This window comes from Xanthobacter sediminis (assembly GCF_043195015.1).
Lineage (GTDB): Bacteria > Pseudomonadota > Alphaproteobacteria > Rhizobiales > Xanthobacteraceae > Xanthobacter.
Window position 1 is genome coordinate 1 of sequence record NZ_JBAFWH010000004.1, and the last position, 17407, is coordinate 17407.

The window sequence follows — 17407 nt, forward strand, 5'->3', positions numbered from 1 at the left end:
TCGAACCTATTTTTCAGAAGACCAGCGCGCGCGTGGCGCGAGGCCGTTTCTCTCGTCATCGGAAATTTCGTCGGAAACGCCCCGCGGGTTACGGGAAGGAGCGCATCGCTGGCAGGTCGCCTAGGCGTGCACTCAGCCCTCACTCGCCGTTGCGCAATGGGATCAGCAACCAGCGTGCCAATTTGCGCGAGACGGCGAAAAGCCTTGATATACATCAAATCAGCCGCCTAACCGGCGGTGCCGTAAGGCTGTGTCGAACCCGACACGACAGGGGCTTCTGTCGCAATCAAAACAACACGCCGCGTCGCTCTCCCGGCATTTGCGGCCCGGCTTTGCCGGAGGACTGCGGCGCGGCGCCGGCTCCTTCGTACGCGGAATGAATATTGCTTGAAGCGAAGAAGAGGCCCGTCCTGCGGCCGGGCGCTGCCGTGGCATCGAGGATTTGAGCGAGGAGCGACATGCAGATCGGCGTTGAAACTTCCAAGGCTGTGGATCAGCGGCGCGTCTTCGTCGTGGACGAGGACGAGATCACCCGCGCCGCCCTGCAGTTCATGCTGCATGATGAGATCGAGACCCACGAGCTGGCCACGCCGGAGGAGGCCTACGAGAAGGGCGTCGGCTGGCTGGTGCCGCATGTGGTGCTGCTGGGCGTCTCCTACATCAAGAGCCGGGGCAACGACATCATCGCCGAGATGAAGGGGAAGTTTCCGGAGGCCCGCGTCCTCATCGTCTGCGACAAAGCGGACGAGGCGGTGGCGGTGGGCGCTATGAAGGCGGGCGCGGCCGGGGCGGTGGTGAAGCCGCTGACCCTGGAGGGCGTGCGCAAGAAGGTGGACACCGTGCTCGGCCGCGGCGGCGCGGTGCCGCTGGTCCAGCTCTCCATCCTGAAATAAGGCGGCGACCCGTGGCGAACGTCGTTTTCTACGAGAAGCCCGGCTGCGGCACCAATGCGCGGCAGAAGCTGATGCTGGCCAATGCCGGCCACGCGCTGGAGGTGAAGAGCCTGCTGGCCGAGCCCTGGACCGCTGCGCGGCTGAAGTCCTTCTTCGGCGACACGCCGGTGGCGAGCTGGTTCAATCCGGCCGCGCCGGCGGTGAAGTCCGGCGCTGTCGATCCCGCCGGCATGGACGCCGAGGCGGCCCTGGCGCTGATGGTGGAGCAGCCGATCCTGATCCGCCGTCCGCTGGTGGAGACGGATGGCGCGCGCTGCGCCGGCTTCGACCGCGAGCCGGTGCTCTCTCTCATCGGCGCCGGAGTGACGCCGGTGGAGGGCTGCTCTCGCCCCGCCGACGGCGCCTCCTGCCCCGACCCGACGGCGCCGGCGCCGTCCCCGCAGCCGTGAACGTCGCGGCGGCCCCGGCCGCGACCCCGGTGGATGTGGCGATCGCCTATCACGAGCGCACCAAGCACGGCCTGAAGCGCTACGCCGCGGGCCCCGAAACCCTGGACTGGGACGCCCAGCCTAATCCCTTCCGCACCTTCGAGGGCGCGGCGCGCACGGCGCTGCCCCTGGGGGCGGACGGGCTCGGCGTGCCATTCGCGGATCTCTTCCATGCCGGCGCGGTGCCGCCCGCACCGCTGGCCCTCGCCTCCGTCTCGGCGCTGCTGGAACTCTCCATGGGCCTCACCGCCTGGAAGGAGTTCGGGCCGGACCGCTGGGCGGTGCGCGCCAATCCCTCCAGCGGCAATTTGCACCCCACCGAGGCCTATGTGATCGCGCGCGGGGTGCCGGGCCTGCCCGATGGCCTCCATCATTACGTGAGCCGCGACCACGCCCTGGAGCTGCGCTGCCCGGCGGCCGCGCCGGCGGGGGGCGAGGGGGCGCGGCTGTGGATCGGCCTGAGCTCCATTCATTGGCGCGAGGCGTGGAAATACGGCGAGCGCGCCTTCCGCTACTGCCAGCTCGACACCGGCCACGCGATTGCCGCCTCGCGCTATGCCGCGGCGGCGCAGGGCTGGGGTGCGCGGCTCGTCCATGGCCTGGACGCAGCCGCCCTCGCCGCCCTCCTCGGCCTCGACCGCGACGGGGATTTCGCGGGCGCCGAGCGCGAGGAGCCCGACCTGCTGATCGCCATCGATGCCGGGCCGGGCGCCAGCGCCGTCGGCGCGGCGCTTCCCGATTTCGATGCCGCGCGCTGGGCGGGGCGGGCCAATGTGCTCGACCGTCACCCCATGTATCGCTGGCCGGTGATCGACGAGGTGGCGCGCGCCACCCCGCTCCCCGTCCTGGCGCCCCGGCCGGCGCCGGCCGATGCGCCCGAGCTTCCGACGCGCTCCGAGCCGGCGGCCGCGCGCGCGGCGGAGGTGATCCTGGGCCGGCGCAGCGCGCAGCGGTTCGAGGCGAAATATCACATGCCGCGCGAGACCTTTTTCTCCCTGCTGGACGCGCTGCTGCCCCGCCGGGCGCCGCCGTTCGACGTGTGGGACTTCGCGCCCGCGCTGCATCCGGTGCTGTTCGTGCACAAGGTGGAGGGGCTGGACAGCGGTCTTTACGCCTTACCGCGCATGCCGGAGGCGGGCGAGCGGCTGCGCGCCCTGCTGCGCGACGATTTCGAATGGGCGAAGCCGGAGGGCTGCCCGGAACACCTGCCGCTGCGCCGCCTTGCCCGCACCGACGCGCGCGGCGTCATCCGCACCCTGAGCTGCCACCAGGCCATCGCCGGCGACAGCTGCTTCTCCCTCGGCATGCTCGCGGCCTTCGAGGAAGCGCTGGCCGAGGGGGCGTGGCGCTACCGTCAGCTGTTCTGGGAAGCGGGGATGCTGGGGCAGGCGCTCTACCTGGAGGCGGAGGCCGCGGGCCTGCGCGGCACCGGCATCGGCTGCTATTTCGACGACGATTTCCACCGCCTGCTGGGGCTGGAGGGGCGGCGGTTCCAGTCCATGTACCATTTCACGGTGGGGCGGCCCATGGGCGACGCCCGCATCGTCTCGTCCCCGGCCTATCCGGGCAGAACCGCTTGAGGAGGCTCGAATGGCCGAACGCTTTCCCTTCCGCTGCATCGGCGTCAAGGAAGCCGATGCGCTGCTGAAGGACCCCCGCACGGTGACGCTCGACGTGCGCGATGCCGGGGCCTACGGCGCCGCGCATGTGGACGGCGCCCGCAACATCACCTTCTCCGGCCTGTCCGAGTTCATCATGGGCACCCCGAAGGCGGCGCCGGTGCTGATCTATTGCTACCACGGCCATGCCAGCCGCGAGTTCGCGCAGACGCTGTCGGATTTCGGCTTCAAGGAGGTCTACAGCCTCGACGGGGGCTACGAGGCCTGGCAGAGCTGGGTCCATGCCCACGCCTCCACCGCCGACGCTCCGGCGGGCATGCCCGATGCCACGCTGGCCGGCTGGCTCGCCGGGCTCGGCTTTCCTCCAGGCGGGGTCAACGCCACGGTGGAGAACGGCATGACGCCGCTGATGAAGGCGGCGCGGGAGGGGCTCGGCGACATCGTCGGCCGGCTGGTCGCCCTCGGCGCGGCGCTCGACCAGCGCAATGCGGACGGCAACACCGCCCTGTGGCTCGCCTGCGTGGGCAGCCATCTCGACATCATCTCCGCGCTGGCGGCGGCGGGCATCGACATCGACAACCGCAACGACAACGGCGCCACCGCCCTCATGTATGCTTCTTCCGCAGGCAAGGCGGACGTGGTGGCGCGGCTCCTGGAACTGGGTGCGGACCCGCTGCCGGAGACCCTCGACGGCTTCTCCGCCCTCGATCTCGCCGCCACGGCGGATTGCCTGACACTGCTACGCGGGCCCACCAAGGCGGCGAAGGCGGCCCGCGCTCCGGCGTGAGGCTGCTCCGGCGGGCGGGCCACCCGTGCGCCGCGCGGCTGGCGCGGCAGCGCGCCTTTGTCCTGTCGACGCGGGACGCGACAGCCGTCATAGTCCCTCTGCTATATTCACAAGAATAGAGCGCGCGCAGCGCGCCGGCCGGGCCCCTGCGCCCATGCCTCTCCTGGAGTGAGCGAAGATGCGGTGGTGGACCGAGGCCATGCTCGACGGCCTTCTGGCCGAGGACGCGCCCCATGGCGATCTCACCACGGAGGCCATCGGCATCGCCGGCCGCCACGCCCGCCTCCACATGCAGATGCGTGCGGAGGCGACCGTGTGCGGGGTGGAGGTGGCGCAGGCGCTGTTCCGCCGGGTGGGGGTGGAGGCCGAGTGCCTCGTCGCCTCGGGCGCGCGGGTGCCGGCCGGCGGGGCCATCCTCTCGGCACAGGGCGAGGCGGGCGGCGTCTTCACCGCCTGGAAGGTGGCCCAGACACTGGTGGAATATCTCTCCGGCATTTCCACCCTCACCGCCGACATCATCGCCGCCGCGCGGGCGGTGTCGCCGGAGGTGGCGGTGGTGACCACGCGCAAGACCCTTCCGGGCGCCAAGGCACAGATGATTGCCGCCATCCGCGCCGGCGGCGCCTTTCCGCACCGGCTCGGCCTGTCGGAAACCCTCCTGGTGTTTCCCGAGCATTGTGCCTTCCTCGACGACGCCGTGGCCCGCGTCGCGGCGCTGCGTCGCGCCATGCCGGAGAAGAAGGTGGTGGTGGAGGTGAAGAGCCTGGATGAGGTCGCCGCTCTGCTGCCGGCGGAGCCGGACGTGTTCCAGTGCGAGAAGATGACGCCGCAGGACATTCGCGCGGTGGTGGACCACGTGGCGGCGGCGGGCGCGCGGGCGCTGGTGGCGGCGGCGGGGGGCGTCAACCTGCAGAACGCGGCCGCCTATGCCGCCGCCGGTGCGCGGATTCTCGTGACCTCGGCTCCCTATTGGGCGAAGCCGGCGGACGTGAAGGTGGTCATCTCCCCCGCCTAGGGTGGGGGGAAACGCCTCTGTCGCGAACCCGCCGAACAGCGCACGGCTTGGCCGCGCTGTCACGTTTGCGACAAGTGAAGGTGTAATTTTTCTTTTTAAATCAGTCTATTACGAAACTGGTCCGCCCCTTGCATTTCCTGTCCTGAATGATGGGTTGCCGCACCCTGCGGCGCCGATCCCAACCGCGCCGTACCGGCGCCCAGGCAGGCGGACCCGAAGGATGATCTCTCTTTCGACCAGCGCGGTGGAGGCGGTGAGGACCGCCATGTCGCGCGCCGCCCGCGCCGCCGAGGGGCTGCGCCTGGTGGCTGGTGCCGGCACCCGCGACACGCTGGAGGTGATGATGCACCTCGACGTGGCGCGCGCCGACGACATGGTGATCGAGCAGGGCGGCCTGAAGCTCTTCCTCGACCATCGCTCCCGGCCGTTCGCCGAGGGATTGCACATCGATTTCGTGACGCCGCGCGGCGAGGTTCGCGGGGCGTTCGTGGTGGCGGCGGACGCGTCCCGGCGCGGCCGCCTGGCATGAGCGCGGCGATGCGCTCCTGCCGCGCCATGTCTGTTTGGGATGCCGCACGGCGGCTTCCGCATTTCTGTCTGACGCTGTCCGTACCGACGCACCGTCGCCGGTGCTTTTCAACGCCACTCGCCTGGTAGATTGGAAGGGACCCATGCTCGCGAAGTCACCATCGGCCGTATCGGGCCGCACGGCGCCGGAAGGTTCGTCGGCCGGGTCGCGGGGGAAGCCGTCCCGCACCATCTTCCTGAATGACACGACTCTGCGCGATGGCGAGCAGGCGCCGGGCGTTGCCTTCACCCGGCGGGAGAAGATCGAGATCGCCGAGGCGCTCGCCGCCGCCGGTGTGCCGGAGATCGAGGCCGGCACCCCCGCCATGGGCGACGAGGAGATCGAGACCCTGCGGTCCATCGCCTCGCTCAAGCTTCCCATGCGGGTGGTGGCCTGGTGCCGGATGAGCGAGCAGGACCTGTTCGCCGCGGTCGCCGCCGGGGTTACGGCGGTGAACCTCTCCATTCCCACCTCCGATCGCCAGCTCCAGGGCAAGCTTGGCCGCGACCGCGCCTGGGCGCTGGAGGCGCTGCGCCATGTGGTGGGCCTCGCGCGCAAGATCGGCTTCACCGTGGCGGTGGGCTGCGAGGATGCCTCCCGCGCCGACCCCGAATTCCTGTGCCAGGTGGCGGAGGCGGCGCGCGACGTGGGCGCCTTCCGCCTGCGGCTGGCCGACACGCTGGGCGTGCTCGATCCCTTCTCGTCCTATGCCCTGGTGCGGCGGGTGGCGAGCGCCACCGACCTGGAAATCGAGTTCCACGCCCATGACGACCTGGGCCTTGCCACCGCCAACACCCTCGCGGCGGTGTCCGGCGGGGCGCGCCACGTCTCGGTGACGGTGACGGGCCTCGGCGAGCGCGCCGGCAACGCGCCGCTGGAGCAGGTGGCCATCGCCCTCCGGCAGACCGCGCGGGAGGTGACGGGCATCGACCCGCGCGCCCTCAGGCCCCTGGCCCAGCGCGTGATGATGGCGGCGGGCCGGCCCATGCCGCGCACCAAGGCCATCGTGGGGGATGATGTCTTCACCCACGAATCCGGCATCCACGTCTCCGGCCTGCTGAAGGACCGCGCCACCTATGAGGCGCTCAATCCGGATCTGCTGGGCCGGCGCCATACCCTGGTGCTGGGCAAGCATTCGGGGCTTTCGGCCGTCATCCACGGCCTCGCCGAGCAGGGGCTCGATGTGGACGAGGCGCGCGGGCGCGCCATCCTGGAGCGGGTACGGGAATATGCGACCCGCACCAAGGAGAACGTGCCGCCGGAGGTGCTGCGCCGTTTCCACGAGGAGAGCTTCACCGAGGAAGCGCTGCGCCGCCGCCACCTTGCCGTGATGGGAGCCTGAGCATGATCATGGGACGTGTGAGGGAAGCCGCCGCCGAAGCCGCGCCGCCGGCCGAGGGCGCCGCCCCGGTGGCCAGGCAGTCCGTCTGGGCCCTGATCCGCGAGGATATCGACTGCGTGAAGTCGCGCGATCCGGCGGCGCGCAATACGCTGGAGGTGGTGCTCACCTATCCCGGCATCCATGCCGTCATCTGGCACCGGCTCGCCAGCCGGCTGTGGCTGCGCGGGGTGAAGTTCCCGGCCCGCTTCCTGTCGTGGCTCGGCCGCTTCCTCACCAATGTGGACATTCATCCCGGCGCCACCATCGGCCACCGCTTCTTCATCGATCACGGCGCGGGCGTGGTGATCGGCGAGACGGCGGAGGTGGGCGACGACGTCACGCTCTACCACGGCGTGACCCTGGGCGGCACCTCGTGGACCGCCGGCAAGCGCCACCCCACCCTGCGCGATGGCGTTCTGGTGGGTGCCGGCGCCAAGATCCTCGGCCCTATCACGGTGGGCGCCGGCTGCCGCATCGGCGCCAATTCGGTGGTGATCGAGGACGTGCCGCCGGCCATGACCGTGGTGGGCATTCCCGGCCGGGTGGTGAAGCCGGTGTCTGATCGCCGCCGGGTCGGCGACGGGCGGATCGACCTTGAGCACCATCTGATGCCCGATCCGGTGGGCGAAGCCATCATCTCGCTGCTGGACCGCATCGAGTTCCTGGAGGCGCGGCTCGCCCATCTTCAGGGCGAGATCCAGCGCAGCCGTACCGCCGCTGATGAGGCGGCCTGAGACGGCCGGTTTTTCGCGGCGGAAATGAAGAATGGAGGTTCGCATGTCGGTTCTCGATACGCTGAAGTCGCTGTCCAGCGCCGAGGAGTTCTTCACGACCCTCAAGGTGGACTACCAGCCGGAGGTGTTGCAGGTGTTGCGTCTGCATATCCTGCGGCGCATGGGGCAGTACCTTGTCTCCGCCGAGTTTGAAGGCAAGAGCGACGAGGAGATCTTCTCGGCGGCGCAGGCGATGCTGGCGCAGGCTTACCAGGACTTCATCAAGTCCAATCCCATGGCGGAGCGCGTGTTCAAGGTGCTCAAGGAGCATGATCCGAGCCGCCCCGCCGCCACCGGTCCCAAGCCCGCGTTCGTGCCCCTCACCACGCTGACCACCGGCAGCTAGCAGGAGGCCGACGCGCCCGCCGCGGTGCCTTCGCGCCACGGCCGGTTACCCTCCCTCCGCATGCGTGGTGTTTGAACAGGCATTGTGAAGTTTCCCCTTTTTTGATCGCGCGGATTGCTCGGCGCGGCGGGGGGAGGGTGACACCTTTCGATCCGGCATTTTCCTTCCGCCGCGGCGGCCTGCAGGGGCCGTGCGCGGCGGTTTGTTTTCGCCGGTTGGCAAGCCCCTTGATCGCACTGCGCGGGAAGGCTCACATCCGTTCCGGCGTGGCCGGTGCTCCGGCTGCGAGAAGCTAGGAGCAGCCCATGGGCCGTCGGCCGGAGAACACCCCGCCCCGCAGCGCGCGGGAGCGCCGGAACGCAGCCGCCGGGCATTCCGCCGGCCCCGCGGCCACCTGCGGGGTCTGTGCCCGCACCTTTCCCCGCGAGCAGGTGGTGTCGCTGGGGGAACTGAGGCCCGCTCTCGCCGCCTTCGCCCGCGAGAGCCATCCGGAGCTTGGCGATGACGGCGGCGTCTGCGCAGCGGACCTGGGGCGCTTGCGCGCCGCCTTCGTCGCCCGCCTGCTGGAGCGCGAGCGCGGCGAGCTGGGCCAGCTCGAGATGGAGGTGGTGGAGAGCCTCGCCGCCAACGAGACCCTGGCGGAAGACGTGGAGAAGAGCTTCGAGCGGGAGCGCAGCTTCGGCGACCGCATGGCCGATGCCCTGGCCACCTTCGGCGGCAGCTGGGGCTTCATCGGCTTTTTCGCCGGCGTGCTGGTGGCGTGGATCACCTTCAATCTGGTCGCGGTGGGGCGCGCGCAGTTCGATCCCTATCCTTTCATCCTGCTCAATCTGGTGCTCTCCTGCCTGGCCGCGGTGCAGGCCCCGGTCATCATGATGAGCCAGAAGCGGGTGGAGGTGCGCGACCGCATGCGGGCGGAAAACGACTTCAAGGTGAATCTGAAGGCTGAGCTGGAGATCCGCCACCTGCACGAAAAGCTGGACCACCTGCTGGGCCAGCAATGGGAGCGCCTGGCGCAGATTCAGGAAATCCAGCTCGATTTGCTGGAGGCCATGAGCGACCGGCGCAAATAGTTGGTGTTGCGCCGGGTGCCTGCCTGCCTGGGTTGAGCGGAGCGGGGCCCGGTGAGGCGCGCTGCATCGCACAAGAAGCGGTCAATGCGTGTCATATCCCACTATTTGTGCAAGGCCGGCGGCTTGAACCCCTTGTGTAATGGGAGTAGTCAAGCGCCGCTCGGCTCCTGCTCGACGTGGCAGGCTCATTTCCGGGGAACAGGCATGGCCCGCAACAAGATCGCCCTCATCGGGGCCGGCCAGATCGGCGGAACGCTCGCCCTTCTGGCCGGGCTGAAGGATTTGGGCGACGTGGTCCTGTTCGACCTGATGGAAGGCGTGCCCCAGGGCAAGGCCCTGGACCTGGCGGAACTCGCCCCGGTCGCGGGCTTCGATGCGGCCTTCTCCGGCGCCAACACCTATGATGCAATTGCCGGTGCCGACGTGGTGATCGTCACCGCCGGCGTGCCGCGCAAGCCCGGCATGAGTCGCGATGACCTGCTGGCCATCAACCTCAAGGTGATGGAGCAGGTGGGCGCGGGTATACGTAAGTACGCGCCGGAAGCCTTTGTGATCTGCATCACCAATCCGCTGGATGCCATGGTGTGGGCGCTGCAGCGCACCAGTGGCCTGCCGGCGGCCAAGGTGGTGGGCATGGCCGGCGTGCTCGATTCCGCGCGCCTCAGATACTTCCTGGCCGATGAATTTGGTGTGTCGGTGGAGGATGTCACGGCCTTCGTGCTGGGTGGCCACGGCGACACCATGGTGCCGCTGGTGCGCTATTCCACGGTGGGCGGCATCCCGGTGCCGGACCTCATCCGCATGGGCTGGACCAGTGCCGAGCGCATCGCGGCCATCGTTGAGCGCACCCGCAACGGCGGGGCGGAAATCGTCAACCTCCTGAAGACCGGCTCGGCCTTCTATGCGCCGGCGGCCTCCGCCATCGCCATGGCTGAGAGCTACCTGAAGGACAAGAAGCGCCTGCTGCCGGCCGCTGCGCGCCTCGACGGCGCCTATGGGCTCAAGGATATCTATGTCGGCGTGCCGGTCGTCATCGGCGCGCGCGGAGTGGAGCGTATCGTGGAGGTCGAGCTCGACCACCAGGAGCGCGCCATGTTCGAAAAATCGGTCGCATCGGTCGAGGGACTGGTGGAGGCCTGTCTGAAGATCGCACCCGATCTCGGGAAGTGATCTCGGTCAACGGCGGTCCTCCTACGGGAGTGCCGTCATCGTGCCGGTCTTCACGCCGGCGAGGTGAAGGAGACGAATGTTCCCCTCCTCGGGGTGCGGGGTTTCCGCCCGGGCCGTTCGGCCGGGGCGGGGCGCCGGGCCCCAGCACTGCACCAGCACTGCAATGGAGGCGGCGGCGGCGCGTCCTCGCGACGAGGACGGCCGGGGCCGGTTCAGGGGGGAAGGGGCACTTCGCAACCCTTTAGGGGACGAAGAGATGAATATTCACGAGTACCAAGCCAAGGCGCTGCTGAAGACGTTCGGCGCGCCCGTTTCGCGCGGTGTGCCCGTGCTCAAGGTGGAAGACGCCGAGGCTGCGGCCAAGGAGCTCGGCGGCCCGCTGTGGGTCGTGAAGTCCCAGATCCACGCCGGTGGCCGTGGCAAGGGCAAGTTCAAGGAAGCCGCTGCCGGCGAAAAGGGCGGCGTGCGCCTTGCCAAGTCCATCGATGAGGTGAAGCAGTTTGCCGGCGAGATGCTGGGCAACACGCTCGTCACCGTGCAGACCGGCCCGGCCGGCAAGCAGGTGAACCGCCTCTATATCGAGGACGGATCCGACATCGAGAAGGAATTCTACCTGTCGATCCTGGTGGACCGCGCGACCTCCCGCGTCGCCTTCGTGGTCTCCACCGAGGGCGGCATGGACATCGAGGACGTGGCCCACAATTCCCCCGAGAAGATCGTGACCTTCTCCGTGGACCCGGCGACCGGCGTGCAGGCCTTCCACGGCCGCAAGGTGGCCGAGGCCCTGGGCCTTTCCGGCGACCTTTCCAAGCAGGCCGGCAAGCTCGTGAGCGCGCTCTACACCGCGTTCACCGAGACCGACATGGCCATGCTCGAGATCAACCCGCTGATCGTCACCAAGGACGGCCAGCTGCGCGTGCTCGACGCCAAGGTCTCGTTCGATTCCAACGCCCTGTTCCGTCATCCCGAGCTCGCCGAGCTGCGCGACCTGACGGAAGAGGACGAAAAGGAAATCGAGGCGTCCAAGTACGACCTCGCCTACATCGCCCTCGACGGCACCATCGGCTGCATGGTCAACGGCGCCGGCCTCGCCATGGCGACCCTCGACATCATCCAGCTCTACGGCGAAAGCCCGGCCAACTTCCTCGACGTGGGCGGCGGCGCCAACGAAGAGAAGGTGACGGCGGCGTTCAAGATCATCACCGCGGATCCCAACGTGAAGGGCATCCTGGTGAACATCTTCGGCGGCATCATGAAGTGCGACGTCATCGCCAACGGCGTGCTGGCGGCGGTGAAGGCGGTGGGCCTCAAGGTTCCGCTGGTGGTGCGCCTCGAAGGCACCAATGTGGAAGAGGGCAAGAAGATCATCCGCGAAAGCGGCCTCAACGTGATCCCTGCCGACGACCTGGACGACGCCGCGCAGAAGATCGTGGCCGCTGTGAAGAAGGATGCCGCGTGATGTCCGTGCTGATCGACGCCAACACCAAGGTCATCACCCAGGGCTTCACCGGCAAGAATGGCACGTTCCACGCGGAACAGGCCATCATGTACGGGACCAAGATGGTCGGCGGCACCTCGCCGGGCAAGGGCGGCTCCACCCACCTCGGCCTGCCGGTGTTCGACACCGTGATCGAGGCCAGGGAGAAGACCGGCGCCGACGCCTCGGTCATCTACGTGCCCCCGCCCGGCGCCGCTGACGCCATCCTGGAGGCCATCGACGCCGAGATCCCCCTCATCGTCTGCATCACCGAGGGCATCCCGGTGCTGGACATGGTGAAGGTGAAGCGCGCGCTTTCGGGCTCCAAGAGCCGCCTCATCGGCCCCAACTGCCCGGGCATCGTCACCGCCGGCGAATCGAAGATCGGCATCATGCCGGCCAACATCTTCAAGAAGGGCTCGGTGGGCGTGGTCTCGCGCTCCGGCACGCTGACCTATGAAGCCGTGTTCCAGACCACCCAGGAAGGCCTCGGCCAGACCTCGGCGGTGGGCATCGGCGGCGACCCGGTGAAGGGCACGGAGTTCATCGACGTGCTGGAGATGTTCCTGGCCGATCCCAAGACCACGTCGATCATCATGATCGGCGAAATCGGCGGCTCGGCCGAGGAAGAGGCTGCCCAGTTCATCGCCGACGAGGCGAAGAAGGGTCGCAAGAAGCCGATGGTGGGCTTCATCGCCGGCCGCACGGCCCCTCCCGGCCGTCGCATGGGCCACGCGGGCGCCATCATCTCCGGCGGCAAGGGCGGCGCCGAGGACAAGATCGCGGCCATGGAAGCGGCGGGCATCAAGGTGTCCCCCTCTCCGGCCCGTCTCGGCAAGACCCTGGTGGATGTGCTGAAGGGCTGAGGCCCGGTGCCCCGCGCCGGGCACCACTCCCGGAGGCCGCCGTGCCGCCGGGGTCAACACTTTCCCGGAGGCGGCAACGGCTGCCTCCGGGCCTTCCCGGCCTGCTGCGGCAGCCCGGGGGCGCGTCGTGCCGGCGGGAGGTCAACGCCCATGGGGGTGGCCGCGGGTACGCAAAGGCGCCGATGACAAAGAAGGGGCACGGGAGGAAGCGCCGGCTCTGAATTTCGCCGTGTTTTCCGGCGAGGGGCGGAGCGGCTGCTGAAGATCATGCGGATGACGCGCGTCAGGTCGGCTTTTGCCTTGGGCCTGGCGGGACTATGTAGAGCGGACGAGCACCCCTTGCCGTGGCTGCCACGAGCCGGGCAGGAGTGGAAAAGGCGATCCGGTTTCGGCCGGAACGTCGTGTTGTGGCAGATTTTTCAGGTCCGGGCCTTGTTTCCCGTGCGGAACGCGCACAGGACGGCGAGGCCCGAGGCCATCCGGGAAGACACCCATGTCGCGCGCGGAACAGAACGATATTTTCCTGAACACCTCCTTCCTCGACGGCGCCAATGCCGCCTGGATCGAGGATCTCTACGCCCGCTACGAGCAGGACCCGAGCTCGGTCGACGCCGAGTGGCAGAGCTTCTTCGCCGGGCTCAAGGATGATCCCGCCCAGGTGCTCGCCAATGCGCGCGGCGCCTCGTGGAAGCGCCCCAACTGGCCGCTGCACGCCAATGGCGAGCTGGTTTCGGCCATGGACGGCCAGTGGGCCGAGGTGGAGAAGCACGTCGGCGACAAGGTGAAGGCCAAGGCGCAGAAGGCGGGCGTGGAGCTCAGCGCGCAGGATGTGCAGCAGGCCACGCGCGACAGCGTGAAGGCGCTGATGATGATCCGCGCCTACCGCATGCGCGGACACCTGCACGCCAATCTCGACCCGCTCGGCCTCACCCCGCCGCGCGAGGCGCTGGAGCTGGATCCGGTCTCCTACGGCTTCTATGAGGCCGACCTCGACCGCAAGATCTTCATCGACCACGTCCTCGGCCTTGAGTTCGCGACCGTGCGCGAGATGCTCGCCATCCTGCGCCGCACCTACTGCTCGGACATCGGCGTGGAATTCATGCACATCTCCTCTCCGGAGGAGAAGGCCTGGATCCAGGAGCGCATCGAGGGGCCGGACAAGGAGGTCACCTTCACCCGCGAGGGCAAGCGCGCCATCCTCAACAAGCTGGTGGAGGCTGAGGGCTTCGAGAAGTTCCTCGACGTCAAGTACACCGGCACCAAGCGCTTCGGCCTCGACGGCGGCGAGAGCCTGATCCCCGCCCTCGAGCAGATCATCAAGCGCGGCGGCAACCTGGGCCTCAAGGAAATCGTGTTCGGCATGGCCCACCGCGGCCGCCTGAACAGCCTGACCCAGGTGATGGGCAAGCCCCACCGCGCGCTGTTCCACGAGTTCAAGGGCGGCTCCTGGGCCCCCGACGACGTGGAAGGCTCGGGCGACGTGAAGTACCACCTGGGCGCCTCTTCCGACCGGGAGTTCGACGGCAACAAGGTACATCTCTCGCTGACCGCCAACCCCTCGCACCTGGAGATCGTCGATCCCGTGGTGCTGGGCAAGGCGCGCGCCAAGCAGGACCAGTTCGGCGATGCCGAGCGCACCATGGTGCTGCCGCTGCTCATCCACGGCGACGCGGCCTTCGCCGGCCAGGGCGTGGTGGCCGAGTGCCTGGGCCTCTCAGGCCTGAAGGGCCACCGCACCGGTGGCTCCCTGCACTTCATCATCAACAACCAGATCGGCTTCACCACCAATCCGCGCTACTCGCGCTCCTCGCCCTATCCGTCCGACGTGGCGAAGATGATCGAGGCGCCGATCCTGCACTGCAATGGCGACGATCCGGAATCGGTGGTGTTCTGCGCCAAGGTGGCCATCGAGTTCCGCCAGCGCTTCCACAAGCCGGTGGTCATCGACATGTTCTGCTACCGGCGCTTCGGCCACAACGAGGGCGACGAGCCCGCGTTCACCCAGCCGAAGATGTACAAGGTGATCCGCCAGCACCCCACCGTGCTGGAGCTCTACACCAAGAAGCTCGAAGCCGAGGGCGTGGTCACCACCGGCGAGGTGGACACCATGCGCGCGGCGTGGCGCGAGCGCCTGGAGGCCGAGTACGAGGCCGGCCAGGCCTACAAGCCCAACAAGGCCGACTGGCTCGACGGCCGCTGGGCCGGCCTCAAGGCCGCGCAGGACAATGATGATCCGCGCCGCGGCGTCACCGGCGTGCCCGAGGACAAGCTCAAGGCCATCGGCGAGAAGATCACCCAGGTTCCGGAGGGCTTCAAGGTCCACCGTACCATCCAGCGCTTCCTCGACAACCGCCGCAAGGCGATCGAGGACGGCGTCGGCATCGACTGGGCGACCGGCGAGGCGCTGGCCTTCTGCTCGCTGCTGGAAGAGGGGCATCCCATCCGCCTCTCCGGCCAGGACGTGGAGCGCGGCACCTTCTCCCAGCGCCATTCGGTGCTGCTCGACCAGGAGACCGAGGCCCGCTACAAGCCCTTCAATCACCTCTCCGACACCCAGGCCAAGTACGAGGTCATCAACTCGATGCTCTCGGAGGAGGCGGTGCTCGGCTTCGAGTATGGCTACACCCTGTCGGAGCCCAACACGCTGGTGCTGTGGGAGGCGCAGTTCGGCGACTTCGCCAACGGCGCCCAGGTGGTGTTCGACCAGTTCATCTCCTCCGGCGAGCGCAAGTGGCTGCGCATGAGCGGCCTCGTGTGCCTGCTGCCGCACGGCTATGAGGGCCAGGGGCCGGAGCATTCCTCCGCCCGCCTGGAGCGCTACCTCCAGCTCTGCGCCGAGGACAACATGCAGGTGGCGAACGTCACCACCCCGGCCAACTACTTCCACATCCTGCGCCGGCAGCTGAACCGCGAGTTCCGCAAGCCGCTCATCCTGATGACGCCCAAGTCCTTGCTGCGTCACAAGAAGGCGGTGTCGCGCCTGGAGGACATGGTGGCCGGCAGCACCTTCCACCGGGTGCTGTGGGACGACGCGCAGTCGCATCCGGATGTCGCCGGCGTCACGCTGGTGCCGGACGAGAAGATCCGCCGGGTCGTGCTTTCCGCCGGCAAGGTCTATTACGACCTGCTTGAGGAGCGCGAGAAGCGGGGCGTCAACGACGTCTACCTGCTGCGCGTGGAGCAGCTCTATCCGTTCCCGCTGAAGACGCTGGTGCAGGAGCTGTCCCGTTTCAAGAACGCTGAAGTGGTGTGGTGCCAGGAAGAGCCGAAGAACCAGGGGTCCTGGTTCTTCGTGCAGCCCTACCTGGAATGGGTGCTGGAGCAGGTTGGTGGCGCCTCCAGGCGGCCGCGCTACGCGGGCCGTCCGGCTTCCGCCGCCACCGCCACCGGCCTCATGTCCAAGCACATGGCGCAGCTCAAGGCCTTCCTCGAGGAAGCCCTGGGCTGAGGCTGGCCGGTGCCGCGCCCGTCATCGCGCCCCGAGCCCTGCCGCGTCGCGCTCCCGAGCGCCGCGCGGCGGACCGGTGCGTCGGCTGGCGGCGGCATCCGAGGGGCAGTGGCCCCCGCCTTCGCGATCGGTCATCGGGCCATCGGCCCGGTTGCTGATCGAAGCTTTCGATGCCGGGCTCCGGGCCCGGCCTAGGTCTTACACACGAGGTGCCGGGACGCCCCGGCACATGCCGACAGTTGAGGGAGGCCCCTGAGGGGGCAGACACAATGGCGACCGAGATCCGCGTACCCACTCTGGGCGAGTCCGTGACGGAAGCGACCATCGGCAAGTGGTTCAAGAAGCCCGGCGAGGCCGTGAAGGCCGATGAGCCCATCGTGGAACTGGAGACCGACAAGGTCACCGTCGAGGTGCCCGCCCCGGCGGCTGGCGTGCTCGCCGAGATCATCGCCAAGGACGGTGACACCGTCGGCGTCGGGGCCCTGCTCGGCTCCATCGCGGAAGGCGCCGGCGCGCCGGCTGCCGCGCCCGCTGCCGCCGCTCCGGCGCCTGCGCCGGCCGCTGCACCCGCGCCCGTCGCCGCCGCTGCTCCGGTGGCCGCTGGCGGTGCCAACGGCCCGGCCGTCGCCCGCATCGCCGCGGAGACCGGCGTCAACCCGGCCGCCGTTCCCGGCACCGGCAAGGACGGCCGCGTGACCAAGGGCGACATCCTCGCCGCGGTCGCCTCCGGCGTTCCGGCCGCGCCCGTCTCCGCGCCGCGCGCCCCCTCGGCCCCGGTCGATGCCGCCCGCGAGGAGCGGGTGAAGATGACCAAGCTGCGGCAGACCATCGCCCGCCGCCTGAAGGACGCCCAGAACACCGCCGCCATGCTCACCACGTTCAACGACGTGGACATGTCCGGCGTGATGGCCCTGCGCGCCCAGTACAAGGACGCGTTCGAGAAGAAGCACGGCACCAAGCTCGGCTTCATGGGCTTCTTCACCAAGGCGGTGATCGCGGCCCTCAAGGACCTGCCGGCGGTGAACGCCGAGATCGACGGCACCGACCTCGTCTACAAGAACTACTACAACATCGGCATCGCGGTGGGCACCGAGAAGGGCCTCGTGGTTCCGGTGGTGCGCGACGCGGACCTGCTCTCCATCTCCGACATCGAGAAGCAGATCGCCGGCTACGGCCGCAAGGCGCGTGACGGCAAGCTCGGCATCGAGGACATGCAGGGCGGCACCTTCACGATCACCAACGGCGGCATCTACGGCTCGCTGATGTCCACCCCGATCCTGAACGCGCCGCAGTCGGGCATCCTGGGCATGCACCGCATCGAGGAGCGTCCGGTGGTGGTGAAGGGGCAGATCGTCATCAAGCCGATGATGTACCTGGCCCTGTCCTACGATCACCGCATCGTCGACGGCCGCGAGGCCGTGACCTTCCTGGTGCGCGTGAAGGAGACCCTGGAGGATCCGGCGCGCCTCGTGCTGGACCTCTGATCCGAGCGGGCCTGAGCGG

At 68.8% G+C, this 17407-nt stretch carries 15 protein-coding genes; all 15 read left to right on the plus strand.

What is annotated here, in order from left to right; translation table 11 throughout:
- Positions 1-458 precede the first annotated feature (458 nt).
- Positions 459-893: a response regulator gene (locus tag V5F61_RS06020; RefSeq protein ID WP_393987950.1), complete on the plus strand. Its 435-nt coding sequence runs from the start codon at positions 459-461 to the stop codon at positions 891-893.
- An 11-nt stretch (positions 894-904) separates the two neighbouring features.
- Positions 905-1342 (plus strand): ArsC/Spx/MgsR family protein, encoded by a 438-nt coding sequence (locus V5F61_RS06025; protein ID WP_393987949.1) that lies wholly within the window; start codon positions 905-907, stop codon positions 1340-1342.
- Positions 1339-2961: a SagB/ThcOx family dehydrogenase gene (locus V5F61_RS06030; RefSeq protein WP_393987948.1), complete on the plus strand. Its 1623-nt coding sequence runs from the start codon at positions 1339-1341 to the stop codon at positions 2959-2961. The genes V5F61_RS06025 and V5F61_RS06030 overlap by 4 nt, the downstream gene beginning before the upstream one ends.
- A 10-nt stretch (positions 2962-2971) precedes the next feature.
- Positions 2972-3787, plus strand: a complete 816-nt coding sequence (locus tag V5F61_RS06035) for an ankyrin repeat domain-containing protein (RefSeq protein WP_393987947.1) — start codon at positions 2972-2974, stop codon at positions 3785-3787.
- A gap of 178 nt (positions 3788-3965) precedes the next feature.
- Positions 3966-4802: a ModD protein gene (modD, locus tag V5F61_RS06040; protein WP_393987946.1), complete on the plus strand. Its 837-nt coding sequence runs from the start codon at positions 3966-3968 to the stop codon at positions 4800-4802.
- Between the two features lie 220 nt (positions 4803-5022).
- Entirely contained in the window at positions 5023-5331 is a 309-nt protein-coding gene (locus tag V5F61_RS06045) for a HesB/IscA family protein (protein ID WP_393987945.1), read from the plus strand.
- A 142-nt stretch (positions 5332-5473) separates the two neighbouring features.
- Complete coding sequence (nifV, locus tag V5F61_RS06050) at positions 5474-6712, plus strand: homocitrate synthase (RefSeq protein WP_393987944.1); 1239 nt, start codon at positions 5474-5476, stop codon at positions 6710-6712.
- Between the two features lie 2 nt (positions 6713-6714).
- Entirely contained in the window at positions 6715-7485 is a 771-nt protein-coding gene (cysE, locus tag V5F61_RS06055; protein ID WP_393987943.1) for a serine O-acetyltransferase, read from the plus strand.
- 43 nt (positions 7486-7528) lie between these two features.
- On the plus strand, positions 7529-7870 hold the full coding sequence (gene nifW, locus V5F61_RS06060) for a nitrogenase stabilizing/protective protein NifW (RefSeq protein ID WP_393987942.1): 342 nt from the start codon (positions 7529-7531) through the stop codon (positions 7868-7870).
- Between the two features lie 305 nt (positions 7871-8175).
- Positions 8176-8943, plus strand: coding sequence for a DUF1003 domain-containing protein (locus V5F61_RS06065; RefSeq protein ID WP_393987941.1), 768 nt, complete (start codon positions 8176-8178; stop codon positions 8941-8943).
- A gap of 204 nt (positions 8944-9147) precedes the next feature.
- On the plus strand, positions 9148-10113 hold the full coding sequence (mdh, locus tag V5F61_RS06070; RefSeq protein WP_393987940.1) for a malate dehydrogenase: 966 nt from the start codon (positions 9148-9150) through the stop codon (positions 10111-10113).
- Positions 10114-10369: 256 nt separating this feature from the next.
- Complete coding sequence (gene sucC, locus V5F61_RS06075; protein WP_393987939.1) at positions 10370-11572, plus strand: ADP-forming succinate--CoA ligase subunit beta; 1203 nt, start codon at positions 10370-10372, stop codon at positions 11570-11572.
- Complete coding sequence (sucD, locus tag V5F61_RS06080) at positions 11572-12456, plus strand: succinate--CoA ligase subunit alpha (RefSeq protein WP_393987938.1); 885 nt, start codon at positions 11572-11574, stop codon at positions 12454-12456. The genes sucC and sucD overlap by 1 nt, the downstream gene beginning before the upstream one ends.
- A 493-nt stretch (positions 12457-12949) precedes the next feature.
- Positions 12950-15904 (plus strand): 2-oxoglutarate dehydrogenase E1 component, encoded by a 2955-nt coding sequence (locus tag V5F61_RS06085; protein ID WP_393987937.1) that lies wholly within the window; start codon positions 12950-12952, stop codon positions 15902-15904.
- Between the two features lie 269 nt (positions 15905-16173).
- Positions 16174-17388 carry a 2-oxoglutarate dehydrogenase complex dihydrolipoyllysine-residue succinyltransferase gene (gene odhB, locus V5F61_RS06090; RefSeq protein WP_393987936.1) on the plus strand — a complete coding sequence of 405 codons (1215 nt, stop codon included), beginning with the start codon at positions 16174-16176 and terminating at the stop codon, positions 17386-17388.
- Positions 17389-17407: the final 19 nt, after the last annotated feature.